Genomic DNA, 24,768 nt, shown 5'->3' with positions numbered 1-24,768 from the left:
CGAGCTGCCGTCAGAGCAGCGCCAGCATCGTATAGGGCGCTTCACAGGAATGCCGCTCGTCGCGTTCATCCACACTGCCCAGCTCGTGGTTGCGATCATTGTCATAGACCACGAAGAGCCGTTCGCGATCCAGTACCGCAAGCCCTTCTGCCTTGTGCTCGAACTCCAGCACACGGCCATCCTCATGCGTCACCAGCGTCGGAGGTTTCCCGGCGTGGAAGTCCGCCAGCGACAGCACCCACAGATATCCCCCGATCACCTCCTCACTGCCCTGCTCGGTCTCGAAGCTGGTCACCAGATAGAGGCGTGCGTGATAGGGGTCATATTCCAGGCTAGAAAGACCACACTCGTGATCTACGCCGTCATACTCGGCCGGGTCGAAGGCATAGACGTCGTGAAGCTCCTCAATGAACTCGATGTTGTCGCTGTCGGTCATGGCATAACGCGCCCCGATGACCCGACGCACATACGCGAAATCATCATGCGAATTGCCTTGTTCCCGCACCCCGAACAGGATCAGACCATCGCCCCTGTCACTCGGGACGACCGCCAGCCCTTCGATCTTGTAGTACGGCTGGCCAATGGCCGTTTCCAGCTTCTGACGAAACTCCAGTGAGCCCTCGACCCCATCACGTGGGTCCGGGTCGACCACCTGTACCTTGTCGGGTTCGCCCAGCGGCCAGATCAACAGGTGGTTGTAGGCATTCAGGGCATGGCTCTCGCTGTCGATGCGATCAAACCCGGTAGTCGCCAACATGTGACGCCCATCGGTGGTCAGCGCGAAGTCTTCATACTTGACCGCCTGACGAATCAGCGGGGTGGTCAGATACTCAAGCTGGCTATCATCCGGCCCGCTGGAATCCAACGGCAATGAAAAGACGGCTGAACGCCCCTCGCCCGGAATCGGTTTGTCACTCGCCATCAACAACCGCTCACCGTCATAGGCCACGGCGGAAATCTCGGCATTCACCAGCTTGCCATCCTCATCCTTCAAGCCTGTCGGAAAACAATGGATCGTGCCCTGTTGCGTGATACGTACCTTCGCCATTCGTTGCTCCTCGAAACGAAACATCATGACAATGGGACAGGCCAGGCTGGATTGAGTTCGGGGCAATGAACGCCGCCTTGTGACAGGCTGTCTCAAGTCCACGGCCAGAAACAGCCTCAGGGACGCACCCTGAAACTGAGACAGAAGCAGAAAAGCATCTGCCAGAATCCACAACGCCCCGCGAGACTCCATTAGGCAGGAATCTCGCGGGGCGTTGGGTTCGCATCAATCATCGCACCTCATGACGCTGAACCACGCGCATGTCATCGGTGTACGGCTCACACTTCCTTGGCCGGCGCCGCCAGCACCGCCTCGTGATTGCCGCCTCCAACGGCTGCGCCCTGCTTGCGAGAGCTGCGTGCACGCCAGGTAATGGAGATGGCCAGCACCACCAGCATCGCCCAGGGGTAAGGGGTGAAGAAGGACGCCATGGCACTCGGCGCCGCGACGCCCGCCTCGGTGGCACTGGCAGTGATCACCTGCTGCCAGACTGCCACCGCGATATGCCAGGGCAGCAGGAAGAAGACCGTGCAGACGGCGCAATCCATCAGGTTGGCACTGCGTTCCGGCGCGATCCCGAACTTCTCGGCCAGCTTGCGCACCAGCCCGGGGCCGACCAGCAACAGTGCCGGCGCATTGGCGGACAGCGGTATAGACGCCGCGACTGTCACCGCCACGATGCCTGTCTCGGCCCCCGTACGCGACGTGATCAAGCTGTCATTGGCCTTGTCGAGCAGACGACGCATCAGACCAGCATCCAGAATCACCTGCGTCAGTGCCAGTACCATCAGGGCGAACAGCACGGCGCCGGTCACCGAGGCGATGCCGTTCTCGATCAAGCCGGTGCTTTCACCGCGCTGTGCCGGCAGCGCAAAGATATCGCCCAGACTGATGGCGCCGATCACGAGAGCACAGAGCATGGCGACCAGATTGCCGAAGAACATCGCCTCGATGATATGGCGGCGCTTGAGGGCCAGCCCGACCACCACGGCCAGAGGCAACAGCATGACAAGGCCGAGCGCATTTCCTGATGCCAGCGCAGGCACTTCGGTCAGCGCCGCCTTGCTGCCACCTGCCACCAGGAAAATCACCACGCAAATGGCAGCCGCGGACAGTGCCAGCGGCAGACGCGTGCGAATGACATCCGCGACCTGCGCCCCTTGGGTGAAGGACGACACGATGGTGGTATCCGAGACTGGCGAAAGATTGTCACCAAAGGCAGCACCCGAGAGCAGCGCCACTGCCAGCATCGTCGGGTCTGCGCCCAGCATCACACCGGCCGGATACAGCACGGGGCCAAGACCGATGACAGTGCCCACGCTGGTACCGGTGCCCAGCGAGAACACCATGCAGATGGCGAAGGCGAGCACCACGAAGACGCCACCCGTGGCGCCCATCGAGGCACCAATCCATTGCAGGCCATCGATGAGCCCGCCTGCCATCATCAGCTTGCCGAATACCCCGGCGAGCAGCCATAGGGCAATGATGGCGGTCGCGGTGTGATTGCCCATGCCACGCAGCAGGCTCTCGCAGTAGGCCGAGCGATCACGACACAGAAAGAGCCCGACCCCCATCGCCAGCCAAGCGCAGGCCCAGAAAGGCTGGGTGCCCGCACGCTCGAATACCGAGAGGTAGATCAGCCCCGCCACCAGCACCATCAGCGGCACCAGGGCGCCCACCACACCACCCCGAAACACCAATTCATTCGTGTCCTGTTGCTGCATATTCCTGTCCCTCACACTCGAGTCTTGTTATTGGAGTCTCCCTACCTGGCGGGCCTGCACATGACGGCCCAAGCCCCCGCCAGATAGCCACAGGCTATGCGAACCACTTGCGTGACGACCAATGCCAAAATCGGTGGCAAACGATTACTTTTGCACATGACCAAGCAATCTCTCTGCCAAATATTAGAAAATCAGTAATTTCACATACCAAAGCAATGACAGACCAGTGATCTGTCAGGGTGCTGCCGCATCAATCAGCGTTGCCACAAGGAAGTGTTAGAGAGAAAGAGTCTTGGTGAGAGACAGTCTTGGCGAGAGGTGTCAGCTGCGAAAGCTCGTCGGGCCGGGGCCTAGAGGCAGAACACGGCTCTACATGTAACTCGACACGCGCCTAAATACCTGCCCCTGCAAAGGCTTGCAGGGGCGTATGCGGACAAATGCAACGCTGGGATGATGATCGTGGGTGAAGCCAGGACTGACGCCAGCGCCGCGCGAAAACGCTAGCGTGTGTGATCGGCAGGTGCTCGATAAAGGGGCACGCCTTAATCCTCTGCGCCGCCTTCATCAACCGATGAGTCAGCGGGCAATCAATGCATCACATTGCGAATGAAGCGCAGCATGTCAGTGCCGGTGTTGCGGTAGGCATAAGCCTGGTCACTGGGATAGACATGAAAATCGCCGGCGCGAATGACGATGTCCTCGCGTTCCAGCGTCAATGTCAGCTCTCCCTGGGTGACCACCAGCATCTCGTGCCAGCCGGCATCATCCGGGGCGGAGTCGTAACGCTCGCCGGGGGCCAGAGTCCAGCTCCATAACTCGACTTCCTGTGTGGCCGGCTTGCTGGCCAGCAGTACGGCTCGGCTCTCAGGTGCCTTCCCGACCCAGGCCACCTCATTGATACGTGCCGAATCCTCGCTTTCCGGGGGCTGCACCAGCGCGTAGAAGAGCACCCCGAGCGCCTCGGCGAGCTTGTCGAGCGTGCCGAGGCTCACATTGACGTCACCCTTCTCGATGTTCACCAGCATCCGCCGACTGATCTCGGCCTGATCCGCGAGTGCCTGCTGGCTCAGCTCGGCCGCCAGCCGCAGGCGGCGGACGTTGGCCGCGACGTGAACCAGTACATCAGGTCTCTGATTTTCGTTGTGCAATATAATGCGCATCCGTACAATCTTGCCGACGACGAGGAAGTGGGGGCATAACGCCCGGCCCGCCTCTTCCCTTGCTACCTCATTGTCCACGAATCATGCCGCATGTGTTGCTGACTGACCATGCCCATCACCCACTGGATCACTCAAGGAGACCCCCATGTCCGTTGCTGTCGCAGCCTCCTCTTCTCGTCTGTGGCCCGTCGCCATGCTGCTGGTCGCCATGTGCTCGATCCAGAGCGGTGCTTCGCTGGCCACTTCCCTGTTCCCGATGATCGGCGCGGCGGGCGCGACGGCGATTCGTCTGATCATCGCCTCGAGTCTGCTGCTGGCCATTCTGCGCCCGTGGCGCAAGCCGGTGACGCGCAAGGCCTGGAAGTCCATCACCATCTACGGCGTGGCACTGGGCGTGATGAACCTGCTGTTCTACCAGGCTCTCAAGACGGTACCGCTGGGCATCGCTGTGGCACTGGAATTCACCGGCCCGCTGGCCGTGGCATTATTGAGCTCGCGTCGTTGGCTCGACCTGGGCTGGGTCGCGCTGGCCATCATCGGACTGGTACTGCTGTTGTTGCTGGGCGAGGACACCGCTGCGCCGATCGACCCCGTCGGTGCCGCCTTCGCCCTCGGCGCCGGCGTGTGCTGGGCGCTCTACATCCTGTTCGGCCAGAAGGCCGGGGCAGGCAACGGTACTCAGAGTGCTGCGTTGGGCATCACGATCGCGGCGATGGTGGTCGCACCCATCGGCGTGATGGAGGCGGGCAGCGCCATGTTCTCACTCGAGATATTGCCGCTGGCCTTGGCCGTCGCCGTGCTCTCGACCGCCCTGCCCTATACGCTCGAGATGATCGCTCTACCGCGCCTGCCCACTCATACCTTCGGCACCCTGATGAGTCTGGAGCCGGCCGTGGCGGCGCTGTCCGGGCTACTGTTCCTCGGCCAGACACTGGGCCTACTTCAATGGCTTGCCATTGGACTGGTGATCACCGCCTCGGTTGGCACGACGCTGACCGGTCGCCGCACGGACGTCTTCGACGCCCCGATACCGGACTGAACAACGTGTGAGACATGGTCGTTTCTCATGGCCCAGCGTGGTATATCGTTCTTTCCTTCATCACGTCCCATGAAAGCAGGAGGCAGCCGATGACCTTGCAGCGTTCACCGTCCTCACCCCCCACCGCCCTGCGCGCCACCGTGCAGATGGGAATCTGGTTCGGGCTGAGCTTTCTCACTGCCGCCATCGGTGCACTGGCTTCGGTAGATGCCAAGGCCTTCTACGCAAGCCTCACCCAGCCCGCATGGGCACCTCCGGCAGGCGCCTTCGGACCAGTCTGGACGGCGCTCTTCGTGATGATGGCACTCGCCGCCTGGCGGGTCGCGCGCGACGGTCTGCATGCCAGCAACGGTTTCCGCTCGCGCCATCGTCTGGCGCTCGGACTCTTCGTGGTGCAACTGATCGTCAATGCCCTGTGGAGCTGGCTGTTCTTTGCCTGGCATCTCGGTCAGGCGGCCTTCATCGATGTGCTGGTGCTGTGGACGCTGATCGCCATCACCATGTTCACTTTCTGGCGCATCAATCGCTTCGCCGGGCTGTTGATGCTGCCCTATCTGGCATGGGTGACGCTGGCCAGTGCGCTGACCTGGTCCGTCTGGCAAGCCAATCCCGCCTTGCTGGGGAGCTGAGCGCTGCGCACCGTGAGCCTCTCGCCCTGACGAACACACCAGATACGCCAACGCCCGGCCGACACTCTGCAGGAGTCTCGGCCGGGCGTTGGCATATGAAGCACTGTCTTTTGAATCGTCCTCTTGCTGTCGCGACCCTGCCGCCATGGGCTCTGATGAGTGATCAGAGCTGCTGACGCGCCTTCAAGCGACCTTCCTCCACCACCAGCACGCGATCCGCGACCTTGCGCAGCAGCGCCGCATCATGACTGACCAGCACCAGCGCCGTACCCTGCTCCCGCACCATCTTCACCATGCAGGCGATCACCTCCTGCTGGACCAGCGGATCGAGACGTGAGGTCGGCTCATCGGCGAACACGAAGCGCGGCTTGATCAGCATCAGGCGCAACAGCGCAAAACGTTGCAGCTCGCCACCCGAGACCTGCCCCGGCAGACGCGAGAGCAATTCCGGCGCCAGACTCAGTTGCGCCATCAGCTGCGCAAGCTGGCTGTCATCGAGACGATGGCGTGCGCTGAGATCCTTCAGCAGGCGGCCCAGTGTCCGGCGTGGCGGGAAGGTCGCCACGGGGTCCTGATAGAGCTTCTGATACTCAAGCATCTCGGCGCTGCGCACCACTTTCCCTGAATACGGAGCCAACAGGCCGAGCAGCGCATCGCCCAGCGATGACTTGCCACAGCCTGAAGCGCCTTGGATGCCGATGATCTCACCGCCCTTCACGCTGAGTTCCACGTCACGCAGCAGCGAGGTGTCCCCGCGCGCGATGGTCAGATTCTCGGCGCGGATGATGGGCTCGCCTGCCACCTTGCCATCACGGCTCGCACTGTCGGCTGTCGGCTTGAAGGGAGCCTCCGGCCAGGCCTGAGGCGCGGCATTCACCAGGCGTCGGGTATAGGCATGTGTCGGCGCGGCCAGCACGTCACGCGTAGCGCCCTGCTCGATCACCTGCCCCCTGCGTATCACCATCAGGCGGCCGCCGATCTGGTGCGCCAGTGCCATGTCATGGGTGATGACCATCAAGCCGGCACACGGTGTCTCGGCCAGTGACTTGAGCAGCAGCTCGCCGATCTCGCTGACGCGGGCGGCGTCCAGCCCCTTGGTCGGCTCATCGGCGATCAACAGCGGCGCGCCGCCGGCGCGGGCGGCGGCAAAGGCCACACGTTGCGCCATGCCGCCGGACAGCTTGCCCGGCAGCTGCTCGCTGGCGGCGGCGACACCCAGCTGCTCCAGATCGATGCGCGCGGCCGCGTGGGAGGCCTGCGCCGAACGCCCCGCGACCAGACGATATGCTTCACCGACCTGACGAATCACCTTCATCAGCGGGTCCAGCGCCAGCCAGGGTTCCTGGGGCAATACCGCCAGGCGGCGGCCCCAGAGAGGGCGACGGTTTTCCGGTGTATGCAGAGGATATTGCTCTCCGTCCAGCCACAGGCTGCCGGAGGCCACAAGCTCCGAGGGCAGCGTGCCCAGCAGAGCCTGAGCCAGCAGACTCTTGCCGGACCCCGTCTCACCGATCACCACCAGCGGCTCTCCCGCCTTGAGCGCAAGCGAGACAGGCTCAAGCAGCGCCGTCTGCGCACCCTGGACCCGCACGCTCACGTCCTCGGCGCTCAGCACCACATCATCCGCCGTTGCCCCAAGCCGCGTGTGAGAGGCAGGCGTGGTCATTGTCGCGACATTCATGGGCGCGCTCCTTCGAGGGTGTCTGCGGCGGTTGACGTTCTGGCCTTGCTGCCGGACATCAGCAACAGCCCCAGCAACAGCAGGAAGGTGACCAGCACCGGCGTCAGCAGTGCGAACGGCGCCTCACGCCAGTACGGCAACAGCTCGACCATCATGGTGCCCAGCTCCGGCGTGGGCTCCGGAATGCCGACGTGCACGAAGCCCAGCGCGGCAATCGCCATCAGGGCGTTGGCCATGCCGAAGGCCATCGCTGTCATCATCACGGGGGCCATTTCCGGCCACAGGTGATGACGAAAACGGTACCAGGCCCCGAAGCCCAGCAGACGGCTGGCCTCGACGCCGGGACTCGCCAGCACGCTGCGACCGGTGGCACGTGCCAGGCGGAAGAATTCCACCCACAGCACCAGCGACAGGCCCAACCACAATGCCAGCGGCGTCGACGGCAGGATGACGCTGACCATCAGCACCAGCAGCAGCCCCGGCAATGCCAGCAGGCTGTCAGACACCAGGCTCAACAGACGCTCGGCCCAGCCACCGCGTCCCGCGGCCAGCAGGCCCAGCGAGATGCCTGAAAACGCCGCCAGAATCACCGCCCCCGCAGCGATGGACAGCGACAGCCCGAGCGCCGCCACCAGACGGTGATACAGGGAGCGCCCCAGATGGTCATAGCCCAGCGGGGCGCTGGTGATCACCTCACCGGCATCAGAGACACCGACGGCGTCCGCGCCCTGCAGCGCACGATAGAGATGCTGTTCCAGCGGGTCCCCCGGTATCACCAAATTGCCCAGCAGAGCCAGCAGCACGAGACTCGCGACAATTGCGGCCCCGATCACCCGACGCAATGGCCAGTCAAGACGTGGATGACGCACGGCGTCCACGCGCTGCGGCGCAAGCCCTTCCACCACCTGATTCATTTCACACCCCGTGGGTCCAGTTGGCGACCCAGCAGATCGACCAGCAGATTGATCACGACAAAACCGACGCCCAGCACCAGGGCGGTGCCCTGCACCATCGGCACATCGCGCGAGAAGATGGCGTGCACCAGCGCATGGCCGATGCCCGGCCAGCCGAAGATGCTCTCGATCACCACCACCCCTTCCACCAGGGTCACGAACTGCAGTCCCAGATAGGTCACCAGCGGCAAGGCCACATGGCGCAGACCGTGACGCCAGAAGGTCTGCGCATTGCTGAGGCCCTTCCAGCGCGCGAAATCATGAAAGGCCGTCTGGGTGACGGCGGCCATGGCATCGCGTGCCAGGCGTGCCGATACGGCTGCCAGCCCGAGCGCCAGCGTCATCGCCGGCAGGATGAAGTGCTGCGGCTCACCGTGACCGGCGGCCGGCAGCAGGCCCATCTCCACCGAGATCAGCAGGATCAGCACCAACGCCAGCAGGAACTGCGGCGTGGCGCGCAGCAGACTGCAGACGGCCAGCAAGCTGCGATCGAGCCAGCCACCGGCACGCAGACCGGCCAGCAACCCCAGCGGCGGGCCGATCAACAGCGAGATACCCAGCGCCGCGCCGGCGAGCGACAGGGAGTTGCCCAGCTGATGACGAATCTCTACCCATACCGATTCCCCGGAAATCAGCGAGGTGCCAAGCTCCAGGCGCAGGATGTCGCCCAACCAGTAAAGGAAGTGCATGCCGCCCTGTGCCTCGAGGCCCAGTTCGGCGCGTACTGAGGCCGCAGCGGCCGCATCCAACGCGTCATAACCATAGCGACCGGCCGCGATGCGCCAGGCGGCATCGCCGGGCAGACTCTGCATCATCAGATAGCTGGCGCCGCCAACCATCAGCACCACCATCAATAGCTGCAACAGACGTGAAGGGATATTCATTGTACCCACCGCAATTCTGAAAGGCCGAAACTACGCTCCCAGGGGTCTACCTGAGCGCTTTGCAGTCGATTGGAGATCGCCAGATTCTGGTAGTACCAGGCGATGGGGATCACGGGTAATGCCTGCTGGATCACGCCGCTGGCCCGGGCACGCGGGTCGTCACCTTCGGGGGTGGGTCCATAGCCCTCGCGGGCCATGCGCTCAAGCTCTGCGGTGAAGTTCGCATCGAACCAGCCCATCGCGCCCCAGTCGCCACCGGGGGATTCAGGCGTTCCCGCGTAATCGCTCAGCACGTTGCCGATGGGGTCCGGCACCATGGCAAGATTGCGCGCGAACAGCGCCATGTCGAGGCTGCCGTCGTGGTGGCCGGCCGGAATCGCCGAGAAGTTGGTGATGTCCAGACGCGTCTGGATGCCGATGGCGTGGAACTGGCGCTCCAGCACCGTGGCGACCAGCGGCAGCTCCGGTCGGTCCGAGAAGGTGATCAGGCTGATCGCGAGGCGCTGACCGTCCTTTTGACGAACGCCATCCTCCGCGACCTTCCAGCCAGCGGCATCCAGCAGCGCGCGCGCTTCGGCGACGTCCTGATGCAGCTCGGGCAGCGCGGGGTCATGCCAGCCTTCCACCATCGGCGGGAATAGCTGACTGGCCCCGCGCGGGTAACGCAGCACCACCTGCGCGATGGCGGTGCGATCGATCGCCAGGCTCAATGCGCGCCGCACATCCGGGTCCTGGAAGGCCGGGTGATTGGCGTTGACCTTAAGCAGCATCGTGCGCGGCGTCGCAGCCGCCGCCAATGTCACGCGCGGTGACTGGGAGAGACGCTGACGACTGGCGGGGTCCAGCCCATAGGTGAAGTCGGCATCTCCGCTCTCGGCGATCAATGCCCTGCCCTCGGCGCGGCTCACCGCCTGATAGCGCGCCTGGCGCACCTTTGGCTGCGGGCCCCAGTAGTCCTCGAAGGCGGCGACTTCCAGGCTCAGCGGCGGCTTCATGCGCAGCATGCGAAAAGGGCCGGTACCGATGACCTGCTGGGCAGTACCTGACTCATCGAAGGACTTGGGTGCCAGAATCTGCTGGCGATAATCGGCCAGATAGGCGGGCAACGCGGCGAAGGGCTCGTCGAGGGCAATCACCAGCGTCTGGTCATCCTCAGCGACGATCCGCTCGATCGGCACTGACTTCAGGATGCCCGGCTTGGCACGTGCGATCTCGAGACTCTGACGCGCGACTTCGGCATCCAGACGGCTGCCATCATGGAACTGCACGCCGGAGCGGAGCGTGAAGCGCCACTTCAAGCCGTCATCCGAGACCTCCCAATCGGTGGCCAACCCCGGCTGCAGCTCCCCCGTGGCGTCCACCTCGACCAGTGTCTCGACGACCTGCATGCGCTGGAAAAGGATACCGCTGAGCAGCGGGTCCGCCCCCTTGATATCGAAGGGTGCGACGATCTCCAGACGCCGTGTGTCAGCCGCCGATGCCTGCGCCGCTGAGGCATCTTGCGCATGGCTGGACTGCACCACGGCCATGCCCAGCGCGACGCTGGCGACGGCCAACTGGCTGCGATCGTGAAGGAAGGTTCGGTATTGCCGCCGAAGCCTTGAGAGCAAATTGACCATCGATATCGCGCGTCCCGAGCAAGAGCATGGATGCCGGCGCGCAACCGGCGCCGGCCAACAAAAAAACGCAATGTTATAGTGTAACCATTACGTTTTGGCAACTCTCGACTTCCCTTCTGCGCCCGGGCAAAGCTGGACAAATACTTGAAAGGTACTTGAGAGGCACTTGAGAAGCGCTGGACAAGTACTGGACAGGCATTCACTTGTCAGCGGCAATCCAACATCCGATGATAGATGGCAAATTACATTAGTATGCGCTAACCGACTGCTCCGCTATCAGGGACGCATAGTCATCAGTTCGCGCATCTGTGCCCCTACCCTCAACAATAAGCGACAGGATCATGGATGATCTCAGCATTACCCCTATCAGCGATTCGGCTTGCAGCAGCTATCTGAGCGCCGCAGCACGGCGACTATGCTGCGGCAACATGCTCGCGACCTACAAACGGCATGGCATGAGCTGGGACGAGGAGCTGTTCAGCGAGCGCTGGCGAGACAACGAGAACTACGCGATACGCATCAATGGCGAGTGGGTCGGCTTCATCAGCCTCAAGGCCCTGCCGGATATTCTGTATCTTCGCGATCTGCAACTGGTGCCACATTGGCAAGGTCGCGGCGTCGGCTCCGCCTGCCTGAACTGGTTGATCCAGCTGGCAACCGAACAGGAGTACGGCCAGTCGCTGATGAAAGACCGCGCCTCCGAGCTATCCCCGGGCGCCCAGCCCTGCCCGCGCGCGCTGCGCCTGAGAGTCTTCTCCGACAGCCCGGCATTGGCGCTCTACCAGCGCCACGGCTTCACCCTGGTCAATGAGCAGTGCACTCCGACGCGCAGTGGCAGCATCATGGCGCTGGAAAGACCTCTCTCCTTCCAGACAGCGCCGATGCTCTCCCCGCGGGATGATCATGCGCCCACGCCCCTGTCGGGCAATGCGCCTCTCGACAAAATCATCGACGACCTTACCGAGGAAGACGCCTTGACGATCACCCCCAAGCGCAAGCGACAGTCCCCTCCGGCCGCGCGGAACATCGCGCATCATTAGGCGATTTCCCGTGCGCGATTTCCGCCAGATACGACAATGCCCGGTCCTATGACCGGGCATTGTCGTATCTGGCGGAAGCTTCACTTCCCATGGATAGCACTTGCTCCTGTTCCCTGGATTCCCTTTTCAATATTCAACAGCGATTGATTGCCGTATTCGATCGTCCGGCCCCCTACAGCTAACCTCGACCATACGATGCTCGGCGTCGTACTGATAATGCCAACCATAGGTGTCGTAGTGATAGTGCATACCAGCATAGCGTTTGAGCAGGTCGCCCATCGCAGAAGAGAGCTTGGGCGCATTGGGGAAGTCGATGCGTACGCGCGATTCAGGCGTATGGTCCAGGTCGTCGCGCGGGCGCTCCTGCATCCAACGGGTCGCTTGCGTACTGTCACTGGCATCACTCCCCTGGCGAACCGATTCGACCAGATTACCGGCCGGATCAAACGCGAAGTGCTCTTCCCGCAGCGGCGAGACAGCCTGACGCAGACGACCCAGAGCATCATAGCCGTAGCGTGTAGTGCCGCGCAGACTGTCGTCCGTGGCTGTCAGCAAGCCATTGTCCGCGTACTGCCAGCGGCGTTTGATGGCTGATCGAGCGCTCTGCGCCGCCGTCTCCTGTATCAGCGCACCTTGCGGGGAACGCTGCTGCAGTTGACTGTGCTGGGCGATAAGACGCCCGACCGGATCATACTGCGGTGTCGTCTCACGCCCGCGCTGATGGCGGCGCACTTCACGGTGCAGGTCATCCCGATCGAAGCCGAGCAATTCCTCATTATCCAACGCCATCGAGAGCACATGACCGGAGCCATAGCGTAGCCAGCTGATCTGCTGACCATCCGGTAGCGTGGTAGTCTCGCGATTACCCAGCGCATCGTGAATATGGCGCATCACCGCACTCACCTGATGGCCGTTGGGCAGATGATGCTGCTGGGATTCCGCTATCAGGTTATCGGTATCGTCAAAGTAGAAGCGTGTTTCGCTGTTCTCATTGGCCTGATTTGCCAGTATCTTTTCATGAGATAAGCATTGTACTGAACTACTAAAAAGAGCAGGACTGAGTAAAAGTGTTTCACTCAGCCATTGCATTCGATCATGCTAATTTTTCTGCATACAAAATTTTTAGATACAAGAAACACCAGATTAAGCTTCATCATTCCAATGAACTCTGATCTCTTTGAAAAGAAAGCCATCGCATGATAGCCTGATATGACTATTTTCGTCCTCTTGTGAAAGATAAAAGAGATTGCCTTCTTTTTTAATCATTAAATCACAAAAAACTAATTTATCCCAATTCTTTACTTCCACATCAACTACAGAACCTCCAGATAGAACTAGATTAATCGTATTGTAATGCTTACCCCACACACCCCACTTTTTCACTTCAATTGAGGGCTCTTGAGTAATATGCACGTTCATTTCAGATCGTCCGTCTTTTGCTAAATCTAGCTTGGCAATTTTCACCGACTTAGTAATACCATCTTTAAACAATTTATTAAGGAAAATATTCTTTTCCACCAAATCCAACAAATCCATAAGTACTCCTAGAATTTGTAGTGCCCATGATAATTCATAACACTTCCAGTAGTAGGGTTATCGCTTGGCCTCAAGTTAAAATGTGGCTCTGCGCCACGCAAAGGCACAGCCTTCTCGTGTCCTAAACTATGTTCTTGAATAATCACAGGATCACCATTATTAGTATTGTAATGGTATTCTCTTGTCATAACAGGAGAGCCATCATCATTCAGAATTTTGCTTCCGCTTCCATCTTTTAGATAGGCATACTCGACAGAAGGATCTTGAGAATTTGGAATCCCAGCATCCCGTTTGGCTTGCCTTAATGCATCTCTCCTGCTTACTCCTTCATAGCTTGTTTTTTTATTCTTATCATTACAGCATTTACTCAACCCCAGCGGATCCACCCATCCTGTCGGATTGGGCGCGTACTGATACAGGTTCTCTCCACCCATCAAACCGATAGGGTCTTGAGTCGTGAAGCGCCCTACTGCAGGATCATAGTAGCGGAACCGGTTGTAGTGAAGGCCGGTTTCTTCATCGTGGTACTGGCCCTGGAAGCGCAGCGGATTGTCGGTACTGGCGAGTTCGCCGTTTCCGTCTTTTGCGCGTTCGAGCTGGCCCCAGGCACGGTATTGTCCAACCCAGACGAGGTTGCCATCGCTATCAGCGACTTCCAGTGGTGTGCCAAGGTGATCGGTCTGGAAGTAGTAAAGCTCGGCTGCCAAGGGCTGATAGCGGGTATAGCCAGACTGGCCAGTGCCCGTCTGCTGTTCGATTGCCTCAAAGCGTGTGTCCAGCTTCGCGGCGGGGATGAAGCCGTTGGCTTCGAACAGATAGCTCACGCGGCGCAGCGGGATAACATTCGCTAGATGGCCAAGCGTGTGCTGGCGCTGCGCGATAGGCGTCGAGTAGGAGCGAGACGGGTCTTCGACATCCAATGTCAGCAATGGCGTATGGGCCATGCCAGGCAGATAGCCCTGGTATTTCTCTTCGCTTTGTAAAAGATCGCCATCCCAGGTGAAGACGGTCAGCTCTGGGGCATTGCCCTGCTGTGTTACCTGCTTCCAGATACGCCGGCCCATGCTGTCGTAGGCATAGCACGCGTGGGTCAAAGCTACCGCGTTGTCGCCTGCTGCTGGCGCCTGGGCGTAATGGCTGGCCTCGACCATACGGTGCTCGGCATCGTACTGATAATGCCATGTCTGGCCATTGGGCTCGATGCGGCGTGTCAGATTGCCATAGGTATCGTAGTGATAGTGCGTGCCAGCATAGCGTTTGAGCAGGTTGCCCATCGCGGAAGAGAGCTTGGGCGCATTGGGGAAGTCGACACGTACCCGCGATTCAGGCGTGTGATCCAGGTCGTCACGCGGACGCTCCTGCGTCCAGCGAGTCGCTTGCGTGCCGTCACTGTTATCAGCACCCTGACGATCCGATTCGACCAGATTACCGGCCGGATCAAACGCGAAGTGCTCTTCCCGCAGCGGCGAAACAGCTTGGCGCAAACGACCCAAGGCATCATAGCCATAGCGCCGAACATAATAGCAGTATCTATTTTATCGAAGGCAATGTAATTGAGTAATTACTCATATTTTTCCAGTTCAGCACTGAGATCTATCTGGAATTCGCAAGACTTTTTTGTAGCAGTGTCTGGTGTATTTTCAAGCATAAAAATAGCAATTTTAACATTGTCTTCCGTAAGCATTGGCAGTAGTTCTTCCATCAAATAGTCTACAGAAATAGATTTCGGCTTATATTCAGACCAATGCTCTACAGCACAGTTCATAGCTGCTTCTTTAGATGGCCATATAGGAAAGTACTCATTGCCATCAGCTCCTGTGAGCGCCCATCCGTTGCAATAAAGACCCCAACCTTCTTCAAAATCTGCGATTTTCTTGACCGTATATATATAACGATCTGTTGAAGTTTTTTTTGAGAGAAAATCTAGCTCTTTGGATTGAATACTCATAACAACCTCAATCTTTTTCAATTAAAAAACATCGACCACATGCATACTTACTATTTGCTCGTCCACGATCATCATATCGATGCTACAATCTATGTAAATCAGTGTGTTGTGGTTCAGCGTATTCATACCCAAAACCTTTTTTAGCTTCATATCCTCTCCTGTGGGCTAACTGATAACCAGGAGGATTACGAATATTCCTACGCGTTCCATTTACAATAGAATTCTGCTCTTGCTCAATCCAACCGCGCACATGGGAAGGCTGCTTAGGATCTAAGCCTATTTCTCGCAATCTAGCTTGTTTCCCACTCCGCCCCGGAGACAACCCCAGCGGATCCACCCACTCTGTCGGGTTGGGCGCGTACTGATACAGGTTCTCTCCACCCATCAAGCCGATGGGATCTTGAGTCGTGAAGCGCCCTACTGCGGGATCATAGTAGCGGAATCGGTTGTAGTGAAGGCCGGTTTCTTCATCGTGGTACTGGCCCTGGAAGCGCAGCGGATTGTCAGTGCTGGCACGCTCGCCGTTGCCGTCTTTCGCGCGTTCGAGCTGGCCCCAGGCACGGTATTGCCCCACCCAGACGAGGTTGCCATCGCTATCGGCGACTTCCAGTGGTGTGCCGAGATGGTCTGTCTGGAAGTAATAAAGCTCAGCCGCTGAGGGCTGATAGCGGGTATCGCCAGACTGGCCAGTGCCGGTCTGTTGTTCAATTGCCTCAAAGCGCGCTTCCAGCTTCGCGGCGGGGATGAAGCTGTTGGCTTCAAACAGATAGCTCACGCGGCGCTGCGACACGACATTCGCTAGATGGATACATATATGCTATTGCTGCAGGCGTTAAATTATGTATATGGTACGTCTGTATACTTATTGACCAATTTTACTTCTACTTCCTTTGTACTATTTTCAAAATCCTTCCAAAAAAAATCAAGATCTCGAGCACATACATAAAATGTATCTCGCCCATACTCCGTAGAAGTATACAAGAAAAATATATACTCCGCATGGCTCATTAAATTAGAAAAAATTGATTTAGTGATCAAATCACCATCGAAAAAACTAGTAATTTCATTTTCTTCGATTTCAATCAAAGGTTTTCCGTATTTACTGTACAACTTATTCTTTTTTCTTTTTTCTTTTACCTTTTTATAACTATCGAGTTCTTCGATAAGATAGTTATCGTTTTTTTTGGATTTTATATATATACTGCCTGGAAAAAAATTGAACTTTATGAGATTTCGATCGTCAATATCGACTCTACGTGCTCGATTGAGGAGTGATGATGATACTGCTAGTAAATCTTCAGATTTATTAAACCCAAAATCCCCTTGACTATTTTGCGCAACGATAAACGCAAACTGATCGTCCTTCAAAGCCGGCAGCATAGAAATAGCATCATGAGAGTGCTTTGAAAGCTCATCAAAACGCTCTTTGTAAACAAAAACTTTATCCACTTTATCACCTCGGATATGTAAAAATCTTAGACTGACCTTGATTATTTACAGCATGTACATGGGGAGAATCATGATGATCAGGTTGATCCGGACCGGTCAGATCTGGATGTCCATCTGGATGATCAAAGAACTCTCTCTGATTACTTGACTCTCTAGGGTCACGTCTACCTAAAGATTTAACACCATTAGTTTGTAAACATGCGCAATTCTTTCCACGACTATTTGGATTCAACTCTTGTAAGTCAATCTCCTCACCTCCCTTGGATACTCTAGGCACTTGAGCATGTTGCTGAGCTTTACGTAGAGCTTGTGATCGATTTGAGGTACTTACGACTTCATTACTCAGCCCCAGCGGATCCACCCATCCTGTCGGATTGGGCGCGTATTGATACAGGTTCTCGCCGCCCATCAAACCGATGGGGTCTTGAGTCGTGAAGCGCCCTACTGCGGGATCATAGTAACGGAAGCGGTTGTAGTGAAGGCCGGTTTCTTCATCGTGGTATTGGCCCTGGAAGCGCAGCGGATTGTCAGTGCTGGCGAGTTCGCCGTTGCCATCTTTCGCGCGTTCGAGCTGGCCCCAGGCACGGTATTGGCCTACCCAGACGAGGTTGCCTTCGCTGTCGGCGACTTCCAGCGGTGTGCCGAGGTGGTCGGTCTGGAAGTAATAAAGCTCAGCCGTTAAAGGCTGATAACCAGTATGGTGAGACTGGCCAGTGCCCGTCTGTTGTTCCATCGCCTCAAAGCGCATTTCCAGCTTCGCGGCGGGGATGAAGCTATTGGCTTCAAACAGGTAGCTCACGCGGCGCTGCGGCACGACATTCGCTAGATGGCCAAGCGTGTGCTGGCGCTGTGCGATGGGCGTCGAGTAGGAGCGGCTCGGATCTTCAACCTCCAATTCCAGCAACGGCGCATGGGCCATGCCAGGCAGATGGCCTTGGTATCTCTCTTCGCTTTGTAAAAGATCGCCATCCCAGGTGAAGACGGTCAGCTCTGGGGCGTTGCCCTGCTGCGTCACCTGCTTCCAGATGCGTCGGCCCATGCTGTCGTAGGCATAGCGCGCGTGAGTTAGAGGGGTTGCGTTATCCCCTGCCGCGGGCGCCTGGGCGTAGCGGCTGGCTTCGACCATGCGGTGTTCAGCGTCGTACTGATAATGCCATGTCTGGCCATTGGGCTCGATGCGGCGCGTCAGATTGCCATAAGTGTCGTAGTGATAGTGGGTGCCAGCATGGCGTTTGAGCAGATTGCCCATCGCGGAATAGAGCTTGGGCGCATTGGGGAAATCGACACGTACGCGCGATTCAGGCGTGTGATCCAGGCCGTCACGCGGGCGCTCCTGCGTCCAGCGAGTCGCTTGCGTACTGTCACTGGCATCAGCACCTTGACGATCCGATTCAACCAGATTCCCCGCCGGATCAAACGCGAAGTGCTCTTCGCGCAGCGGCGAAACGGCTTGGCGCAAACGACCCAAGGCATCATAACCATAACGCGTAGTGCCGCGCAGGCTGTCATCGGTCGCCGTCAGCAAGCCATTATCCGCGTACTGCCAGCGGCGTTTGATGGCTGATCGAGCGCTCTGCGCCGCCGTCCCCTGTATCAGCGCCCCCTGCGGGGAACGCTGCTGCAGTTGACTGTGCTGGGCAATCAGACGCCCGACCGGATCATACTGCGACGTCGTCTCACGCCCACGCTGATGACGACGCACTTCACGGTGCAGGTCATCCCGTTCGAAGCCGAGCAATTCTTCATTGTCCAACGCCATCGACAGCACATGACCGGAGCCATAACGCAGCCAGCTGATCTGCTGACCATCCGGTAGCGTGGTGGTCTCGCGATTGCCCAGCGCATCGTGGGTATGGCGCGTCACCGCACTCATCTGATGGCCGTTGGGCAGATGATGCTGCTGGGATTCCGCGATCAGGTTATCGGCATCGTCAAAGTAGAAGCGTGTCTCGCTGGCATCATTGGCTGCACGTATCAGCCTGCCCAGCGGGTCATACCCGAAAGTCGTCTTGAGCGGTAGCTGCCCCGGTAATTCTGTCTGTCGAGATAACAGACGTCCCAGCGGATCACGCGCAAACTGAGTGATCTGCTCACCTTCCTTCAAGGATTCCAGGCTGCCTGCGCCATCATAGCGATACTGCTTGGTGCGGCCATCAAAGCCACGCTCACGAATCAATCGACTGCCACCGTCATAGTGGAAGTCCCAGTAATCACCGTTCTGATTGACCAGCTGCTTGAGCCGCAGCAGCGGATCATAGTGATAGCTGAGCGTCTGCCCCAAAGGATCACGCCGCTCGATCGGTTGATGCTTGGCGTTATAGCGATAGCGCGTCTGGTGCCCTGCGGGATCAACATGGCGCGTCAGGTTGCCTTCACCATCGTGGGTAAAGGTCTCGGTCGCCCCATCTGCGTGACGAATGGAGGCTGGCAGGCCAGCGATATCCAGTTGATAGCGAGTTCGCTGATCCGCCGCGTCGACGACCTCACTGATATGCCCACGATGATCATAGTGATAGTGGGTCGTCTTGTTCGAGCAGTCGCTGGCGCTGAGCAACAGGCCCTGGGAATTCCATTCATAACGATAGGTATTGCCCGCGGCGTCCGTCATGGCCTCGAGCAGCCCTTGGGCATTGTGCTTGAAGGTGGTCTTGCGCCCTGTCGGGGCAACCTCTTCCACGGGCAGCCCGCGTGGATCAAAACGTGTTTCGCGAACACGCCCCTCAGGGTCCGTCACCTTGGTGGGCAGCCCCTGACGGTTGTATTCCACCAAGGTGGTCAGGCCCAGCGGGTCAGTCACCGCTGTCATCCGGCCCTGGGCGTCATAGCGGTAGCGCGTCATGCGCCCTTCGCCATCGGTATGCGCGACAAGGCGCATCTCTGCATCCCACTGCCAGTATTCACTACCCAGTTCAGGATGATGGGGGCGTGTGATCGACTCGATGTAGTTATCAAAGTTGTAGCGATAGATCGAGACGACACCCTGAGCATCGGTCACCTTGGTGTACCAGAGCTCACGGTGATATTCGAAGCGTGTGTCTTCGCTGCCATCGTCCAGCGTGTTGCGTACGCAACGTGCCTCGCGAGCGATAGGCAACGCGCCCTCTGCCTTGCCCGGCCAGTCCCAGGTCAGGTTGACCCCGACACCATTGAGATTGGTATAGCGCGTCAGAAGATGATGCGTGTACTGATATTCACGTTGATAATCCCGCGCATTGCGATGGGATACCAGATTGCCTGCGTCATCGTGCGCATATCGCGCGAGCACTTCCGGCTCATGTCGAGTAGCGCCACTCTCGAGGGAGGGATAGTGACGCAGGATGCACTCGAGCAGTCCCGCATGGGAATAGAGAAAACGCAGTTCGAGCTCGGCACCATCCGTGATGGAGGCAAGACGACCCTGCTGATAGGAAAGCGTCAACGCACGGCCATCACGCTCACGCTGTTCGACGAGGCGATAGTGAGTCGCGCCAGAATCGCTGGCATCACCGATGCGCTGATAGCGCTCCACGCTGCCATCCAGATACGTCAGGGTGTAACTATCAGACTCAGGATGCGCCAGCGTCATGCTTTCGCGTGTCAGAAAGCGTTGCTCACCGATGGCAATCGGTTCAAGCGCCAACGCGCGATTCAAGCCATCGACAAATACCAGCCCTGTCGCGCGCTGCTCGAAGCGCATGTGATAGGGCGAACTCCAGCGGGCGCCGAGCTCACTGTCATCCAGTGCGTCAATGCTGGAGCGATAGTAGCGTGTCCATTCGACATCGATCAGACCCGCTACGCGGAAGTCGGTCTGCCACAGATTCTCATCACCCATGGCGTAATCGATGGGGTTTGGACTTTGCCTTGCACTGGTGGCCAAGCCACAGGCACAGCCGGCAGGCGTATCACTGGGTTGGCGTTCATCAGTGGTGGATTGTCGTTTCTGAGCGCCACGCTGACTGTGGTTGCTTGCACCTGCCACAGCGTGACCTTGATGATCCACACGACCTGACTTGTTGCGCCTGGCGATCAGAGCACTACCTAGTGCGATAAGCACCGGCATCAGGTTATCGATCGCCACCACGATCATCTTGTCCGTCACGCCCTTCAATTGACGAAGAGACCCCAGCAATTGTTGCCGCTGGTCTTCACCAAACCGATGTACCAGTGCATCAAATGTTTGCAGGACTATACGCTTGCCATGCTCGTCTACTTCCCACCAGGACGGATTCTCCTCGATGAGTTTCAGCTGTTCAGCACCGTCTACCGGGTCAGCCACCAACTTTTCGATACCGCCGATGATACTGGAGGCAAAGCGACGCAACAGTGGCTGCTGCTCTTTCAGCCAACCCTGCATCTTCGAGACAAATTCGATGGCGTCACCACCGGCATTGTTCCAGAGCAGTTGCGCCACGATGGCAATGCCTTCGCCGCGAATGAAGGCCAGAATCGCTTCCCGCGAGGCAACTCGGACAGGGCGCGAAGCGTTCCCTGCCGCCGGGATGATCCCGATGGCATCGATGACCAGAATGGCCCACAGCCAAGGGTTGACATGATTCGGCTCACCCTCGGAACTGTCGTCACACAGCTCCACGATATCGCGCGCGACATCGCCCACCGCCATCACGTTGCCCAGTACCGGCACCATGTAAGCCGCTTGAATCACGATATCCAGCATCGTGCTGTCTTCCGGCTCCGTCTGGATATCCACGGCGGGGGATACAGGCTCGGCAGAAGGATCGGAGGTCACCACCCGCATCGCGGTGGCGCGATCCACAAGCTCCACCGGGAGTTGCTGCTGGTCATTGTCGAACTCGCTCATGGTGCTATCCCTGTCACCCTTGGTTGGTCGGAGTATCCGTTGACGCCTGGCGTCCCGCCAGTGCCGAAATATCCGGCCCCTGAGCGCGCTTCTTGCTCCACTTTTGAGATTCCAGCCCGATATCGTGCGGGTCGTTGAAGTACTCGACCTGCGCACTCGGTGATGGCACATCCGTCAATGAAGCGCGTCCTTGTGAATCCAATACGCCAGAGCGTACGGTGCCATCGGCGAAGGTGGCACGATAGGCTGCACCGGGCACTGGCTCATCATTGGCGTAGGTATGCAGAAGGTCCATGTTCGACGGCGAGGTTTCTGGCAGGTTCGCCAAGGAGTACGACTGGCTCGCGGGCCCACCAAAGCTGTGCTGTGCCCCCTTCAACTCCACCTTGCCGGGCGCATGCAATTCGATATTGCCATCCTTGATCCGCACGTAAGCGCCCTGGCAGACCACGGCTATCTCCTGGGCCGCCGCGATGGTGACCACATCATCCACCGACGTGATGGTGACGTCCTTTTCCGCCGTCAGGTCCATCGCATCACTCTGCGCCTGCACTTCCACCTTGCCCTTGGCGGCGAACAGCTTGATGCCGGCGCGCTGCACGAACAGCGAGAACTTCTCGGAGAGCGAGGCGATCAGGCTGCGGCCGGTGGCTAGATTGATGTCTTCACCGCTGGTGATGCTGAGTGACTTGCCCTGCGCCAGATGGGTCGATTCCGGCGTACTCAGTGCGATACCCGCCGGCGAGCTGACATGCAGCCAGGGGGCATCGAGACGGGTAGCTTCCCCACGCCCACCTGCGCTGGCGCTGGAGGCGGAGCTGCCATCGAAATTGCTGCCGCTGTCTGCCGCGCCACCAGTCCCTTGAGTATCCTCACTGGCCTGCTTGAGGTTGTCACGCGACTCGAGTGCTTCCGCATTGTGGCTGGTAGCGCTGTCACTGAGTGTGTTGGAGAGCTGATGCGCGCTGGCCAACTGCTGCTGCTCTGGAGTGAGGTCGAGCTGTTCACCACTGGCGGCGATCTGCCCCCAACTGGTCAATAGCAAGCCACCATTGGCACGGATTGCCCCATAGGCGTCCGAGCGCAATTCGAAGCCGGTACCACGGAAGCTGCCGCGCGTATTGCCTTGCTGATGGATCAGATAGCCGAGGTTGAGCTGAGACTTCTCGTGCTCCGAATTCAGGCGCACGCGCTCCTGATCCGTCGCATCGTCGAACACCAGCTCGTTGTACTTGTTGCCGCGGTAGGTCTTGCTCTTGAGGCCGGAGAGCAGACCGTTGGAGTGCCACTCAGGCGTCTGATCGCCGTTGTAGACGCGTCCAGTGATCAGCGGACGGTCGGCGTCACCCTCGAGGAAGTCGACGATGACTTCCTGGCCGATACGCGGCACGAACACGCTGCCCCAGCCAGCGCCGGCGTTGGGCTGGGCGACACGTAGCCAGCAGCTGGCATCGGCCGCCCCCTTCTCGCTGCGGTCCCAGTGGAACTGGACGCGCACGCGGTTGAGTGAATCGGTGTGGATCTCTTCGTTCTCGGGGCCGACGACGATTGCGGTCTGCGGGCCACCGAGGTTCGGGCGCGGATGATCGAGCGACGGACGATACGGCTGACTGAGACGCTGAGATTCGAAGTCGATCAGGTACTGGCCGGTGCCGACATCGGCGTAATCGTCCTGTGCATCACTCTCAAGACCATGCGCCTTGCGCGCCTCGGCCATGCGTGTCTGCAGGCTGCCCGGCAACGCCTTGAGGTGCGCGGAGACCGGCAGTGCGTTCTCGGCGCAGATGGTCAGGCTCAGTACGAGGAATTCACGCTCACTGGAATCGCCGTCTTCATGGCGAGCGTTCTGGCTGAGTTCGAACCAGCGGCCGACCATCAACTGTCGGACACCGCCGGCACCATAAAAGCGCTTGGCGCGGGATTCATGCGCCTCGAGGCGATTGACGGTCAGGCGCTCGCCGCGCGAGTAATCATCAAAATAGTACTCGCCGGGGTAGTCGTAGACTTCCTGCTCGCTGAGGTTGCCCTGATCGCTGCGCGTGTCCTGACCGGAGCGCTTCTCCAGGCCCGGTTGCTTGTAATCAAACGTCCCGAGGCTAACGCGAGTCGGCTGCTGCTGACGGCGGCCGCTCCACTGGGTGATGGAGTCTTCCAGTTCGGTGGCATCCTGACGGTGGAAGCGGATGACTTGTGGCTCGACCGGCGCGCAGGTCGCGACATCATCGGTGATGACAAGGCGATGACCATTAAAGTCGCTGTCGTCAGCGGCATGCTCGAAGTAGTAGAACAGCCCTTCCTGCTCCATCAGGCGATTGACGAACTGGAAGTCGCTCTCGCGGTACTGCACGCAGTAGCTGCGCGGCGGATACTCGCGACGCAGGTCCAGCCGCCAGCCGCCCTGGGCTTCACCTTGCGCGATGGCGTGATTCGAGAACACCGACTCGATGACCTCAACTGCGGTGAGATCCTGGAAGATGCGGCTGTCGCGACCGAGCTTGAGCATCGCCATCCACGGCACTAGCGTCAGCTGGTAATAGAAGACGCCGCCGTCCTCGCCGAGCAGCGCGGCGGACTCGACCAGCCCCGAGAGCTTGCGGTAACTGCCATCGGCCTGACGCACCGAGAGCGCTGCCGGCTGTGCCATCAGGGTCTTGAGCTCGATATCACCGTTCTGGGAGATGCAGTCGAGGGTATAGGCGAAGGGACGCGACATGCGCTCTTCCCCCACCAGGCGATGCGGAATGAAGTCCGCGCCGCTCATCTCAAGCGTGAGCAGGCGCTCGTTCTGGCTCAGCGAGATATCAAACGACGACAATAAAGCGTCGAGTCCCCATGAATCCGACATGTTCTGCATCCCTGGCAGTTTTCTCATGGACGAGGAGCTGATGGCACAGGCCCGTCCTTGGCTCCCATCAGGTTGCACAGCATATAGGATCACGCTCATTTAGTTAATGGCGAGACACCCTCATGACCTCACTCTTGGAACATTGGGAAGGACCCACGAACAGATCGAGAGAGAGCAATGGAGGCTAAGCAACCGGTAGTTTCTAGCCATGTCATCTGACACAAGACCTGTTGTTGAAACATCTCACACATGACTATCCGACTAACCGCCATATCATTCGGCCACACCAGGACTTTTCGGCGCTTAACAACCTGTAGAAACGACAATGCCCGGCCATATGACCGGGCATTGTCGTTCAGGGCTCATTCACCATCATGGGGTGAGATTTTACTGCGCTGATGGCTGATGGGCT

The 24,768-nt window shown here is 58.9% G+C and carries 18 protein-coding genes; 3 read left to right on the top strand and 15 right to left on the bottom strand.

Annotated features, from left to right (window positions below; genetic code table 11):
• Window positions 1-10 precede the first annotated feature (10 nt).
• From BOH68_RS07220 to BOH68_RS07210, 3 genes are all read right to left on the bottom strand, one after another.
• Window positions 11-1,048, bottom strand: a complete 1,038-nt coding sequence (locus BOH68_RS07220; RefSeq protein WP_077376900.1) for a hypothetical protein — start codon at window positions 1,046-1,048, stop codon at window positions 11-13.
• A 278-nt stretch (window positions 1,049-1,326) separates the two neighbouring features.
• On the bottom strand, window positions 1,327-2,772 hold the full coding sequence (locus BOH68_RS07215; RefSeq protein ID WP_077376903.1) for a Na+/H+ antiporter NhaC family protein: 1,446 nt from the start codon (window positions 2,770-2,772) through the stop codon (window positions 1,327-1,329).
• A gap of 587 nt (window positions 2,773-3,359) precedes the next feature.
• Window positions 3,360-3,932, bottom strand: coding sequence for a helix-turn-helix domain-containing protein (locus tag BOH68_RS07210; RefSeq protein ID WP_077376906.1), 573 nt, complete (start codon window positions 3,930-3,932; stop codon window positions 3,360-3,362).
• A 145-nt stretch (window positions 3,933-4,077) separates the two neighbouring features.
• Here BOH68_RS07210 and rhtA point away from each other — a divergent pair, with 145 nt between their 5' ends.
• Window positions 4,078-4,971: a threonine/homoserine exporter RhtA gene (gene rhtA, locus BOH68_RS07205; RefSeq protein WP_077376909.1), complete on the top strand. Its 894-nt coding sequence runs from the start codon at window positions 4,078-4,080 to the stop codon at window positions 4,969-4,971.
• Window positions 4,972-5,060: 89 nt separating this feature from the next.
• Window positions 5,061-5,600 (top strand): TspO/MBR family protein, encoded by a 540-nt coding sequence (locus BOH68_RS07200; RefSeq protein ID WP_077376912.1) that lies wholly within the window; start codon window positions 5,061-5,063, stop codon window positions 5,598-5,600.
• Window positions 5,601-5,763: 163 nt separating this feature from the next.
• On the opposite strand, the gene BOH68_RS07195 is transcribed toward BOH68_RS07200, so the two are convergent.
• Genes BOH68_RS07195 through BOH68_RS07180 form a run of 4 tightly spaced genes read right to left on the bottom strand, consistent with a single transcriptional unit; the run spans window position 5,764 to window position 10,674 of the window.
• Window positions 5,764-7,281: an ABC transporter ATP-binding protein gene (locus BOH68_RS07195; protein ID WP_258038280.1), complete on the bottom strand. Its 1,518-nt coding sequence runs from the start codon at window positions 7,279-7,281 to the stop codon at window positions 5,764-5,766.
• Window positions 7,278-8,195 (bottom strand): ABC transporter permease, encoded by a 918-nt coding sequence (locus tag BOH68_RS07190; RefSeq protein WP_077376915.1) that lies wholly within the window; start codon window positions 8,193-8,195, stop codon window positions 7,278-7,280. The genes BOH68_RS07195 and BOH68_RS07190 overlap by 4 nt, the downstream gene beginning before the upstream one ends.
• On the bottom strand, window positions 8,192-9,118 hold the full coding sequence (locus tag BOH68_RS07185; protein ID WP_077376918.1) for an ABC transporter permease: 927 nt from the start codon (window positions 9,116-9,118) through the stop codon (window positions 8,192-8,194). The genes BOH68_RS07190 and BOH68_RS07185 overlap by 4 nt, the downstream gene beginning before the upstream one ends.
• Window positions 9,115-10,674: an ABC transporter substrate-binding protein gene (locus tag BOH68_RS07180; protein ID WP_219815819.1), complete on the bottom strand. Its 1,560-nt coding sequence runs from the start codon at window positions 10,672-10,674 to the stop codon at window positions 9,115-9,117. The genes BOH68_RS07185 and BOH68_RS07180 overlap by 4 nt, the downstream gene beginning before the upstream one ends.
• Before the next feature lie 404 nt (window positions 10,675-11,078).
• On the opposite strand from BOH68_RS07180, the gene BOH68_RS07175 reads away from it, so the two are divergent.
• On the top strand, window positions 11,079-11,777 hold the full coding sequence (locus tag BOH68_RS07175; protein WP_077376924.1) for a GNAT family N-acetyltransferase: 699 nt from the start codon (window positions 11,079-11,081) through the stop codon (window positions 11,775-11,777).
• 126 nt (window positions 11,778-11,903) lie between these two features.
• Here BOH68_RS07175 and BOH68_RS07170 read toward each other — a convergent pair whose 3' ends face one another.
• From BOH68_RS07170 to BOH68_RS07135, 8 genes are all read right to left on the bottom strand, one after another.
• Window positions 11,904-12,866, bottom strand: coding sequence for an RHS repeat protein (locus BOH68_RS07170; protein WP_077376927.1), 963 nt, complete (start codon window positions 12,864-12,866; stop codon window positions 11,904-11,906).
• Between the two features lie 54 nt (window positions 12,867-12,920).
• Window positions 12,921-13,313 (bottom strand): hypothetical protein, encoded by a 393-nt coding sequence (locus BOH68_RS07165; RefSeq protein WP_077376930.1) that lies wholly within the window; start codon window positions 13,311-13,313, stop codon window positions 12,921-12,923.
• Between the two features lie 8 nt (window positions 13,314-13,321).
• Complete coding sequence (locus tag BOH68_RS07160) at window positions 13,322-14,806, bottom strand: RHS repeat-associated core domain-containing protein (protein WP_170877437.1); 1,485 nt, start codon at window positions 14,804-14,806, stop codon at window positions 13,322-13,324.
• A 68-nt stretch (window positions 14,807-14,874) separates the two neighbouring features.
• Window positions 14,875-15,261, bottom strand: coding sequence for a DUF2750 domain-containing protein (locus tag BOH68_RS07155; RefSeq protein WP_077376935.1), 387 nt, complete (start codon window positions 15,259-15,261; stop codon window positions 14,875-14,877).
• Between the two features lie 82 nt (window positions 15,262-15,343).
• On the bottom strand, window positions 15,344-16,051 hold the full coding sequence (locus BOH68_RS07150; RefSeq protein ID WP_077376938.1) for an RHS repeat-associated core domain-containing protein: 708 nt from the start codon (window positions 16,049-16,051) through the stop codon (window positions 15,344-15,346).
• A gap of 47 nt (window positions 16,052-16,098) precedes the next feature.
• A complete protein-coding gene (locus BOH68_RS07145; protein ID WP_139345465.1) occupies window positions 16,099-16,710 on the bottom strand; it encodes a hypothetical protein in 612 nt (203 codons plus the stop codon).
• Window positions 16,711-16,714: 4 nt separating this feature from the next.
• Window positions 16,715-21,103, bottom strand: a complete 4,389-nt coding sequence (locus BOH68_RS07140; RefSeq protein ID WP_456821158.1) for an RHS repeat-associated core domain-containing protein — start codon at window positions 21,101-21,103, stop codon at window positions 16,715-16,717.
• Window positions 21,104-21,524: 421 nt separating this feature from the next.
• Window positions 21,525-24,356: a type VI secretion system Vgr family protein gene (locus tag BOH68_RS07135; RefSeq protein WP_077377436.1), complete on the bottom strand. Its 2,832-nt coding sequence runs from the start codon at window positions 24,354-24,356 to the stop codon at window positions 21,525-21,527.
• Window positions 24,357-24,768 lie beyond the last annotated feature (412 nt).

Source organism: Cobetia sp. MM1IDA2H-1, assembly GCF_002916775.2.
GTDB classification, from domain to species: domain Bacteria; phylum Pseudomonadota; class Gammaproteobacteria; order Pseudomonadales; family Halomonadaceae; genus Cobetia; species Cobetia marina.
The sequence above is the reverse complement of the archived record's forward strand: the minus strand, read 5'-3'. Positions and strand labels throughout refer to the sequence as shown.

Bases quoted from the DNA above. Each gene is read 5' to 3' on its own strand.
- BOH68_RS07220 (WP_077376900.1), bottom strand. From the start codon at position 1,048: ATGGCGAAGGTACGTATCACGCAACAGGGCACGATCCATTGTTTTCCG.
- BOH68_RS07215 (WP_077376903.1), bottom strand. From the start codon at position 2,772: ATGCAGCAACAGGACACGAATGAATTGGTGTTTCGGGGTGGTGTGGTG.
- BOH68_RS07210 (WP_077376906.1), bottom strand. From the start codon at position 3,932: ATGCGCATTATATTGCACAACGAAAATCAGAGACCTGATGTACTGGTT.
- rhtA (WP_077376909.1), top strand. From the start codon at position 4,078: ATGTCCGTTGCTGTCGCAGCCTCCTCTTCTCGTCTGTGGCCCGTCGCC.
- BOH68_RS07200 (WP_077376912.1), top strand. From the start codon at position 5,061: ATGACCTTGCAGCGTTCACCGTCCTCACCCCCCACCGCCCTGCGCGCC.
- BOH68_RS07195 (WP_258038280.1), bottom strand. From the start codon at position 7,281: ATGAATGTCGCGACAATGACCACGCCTGCCTCTCACACGCGGCTTGGG.
- BOH68_RS07190 (WP_077376915.1), bottom strand. From the start codon at position 8,195: ATGAATCAGGTGGTGGAAGGGCTTGCGCCGCAGCGCGTGGACGCCGTG.
- BOH68_RS07185 (WP_077376918.1), bottom strand. From the start codon at position 9,118: ATGAATATCCCTTCACGTCTGTTGCAGCTATTGATGGTGGTGCTGATG.
- BOH68_RS07175 (WP_077376924.1), top strand. From the start codon at position 11,079: ATGGATGATCTCAGCATTACCCCTATCAGCGATTCGGCTTGCAGCAGC.
- BOH68_RS07170 (WP_077376927.1), bottom strand. From the start codon at position 12,866: ATGCAATGGCTGAGTGAAACACTTTTACTCAGTCCTGCTCTTTTTAGT.
- BOH68_RS07165 (WP_077376930.1), bottom strand. From the start codon at position 13,313: ATGGATTTGTTGGATTTGGTGGAAAAGAATATTTTCCTTAATAAATTG.
- BOH68_RS07155 (WP_077376935.1), bottom strand. From the start codon at position 15,261: ATGAGTATTCAATCCAAAGAGCTAGATTTTCTCTCAAAAAAAACTTCA.
- BOH68_RS07135 (WP_077377436.1), bottom strand. From the start codon at position 24,356: ATGTCGGATTCATGGGGACTCGACGCTTTATTGTCGTCGTTTGATATC.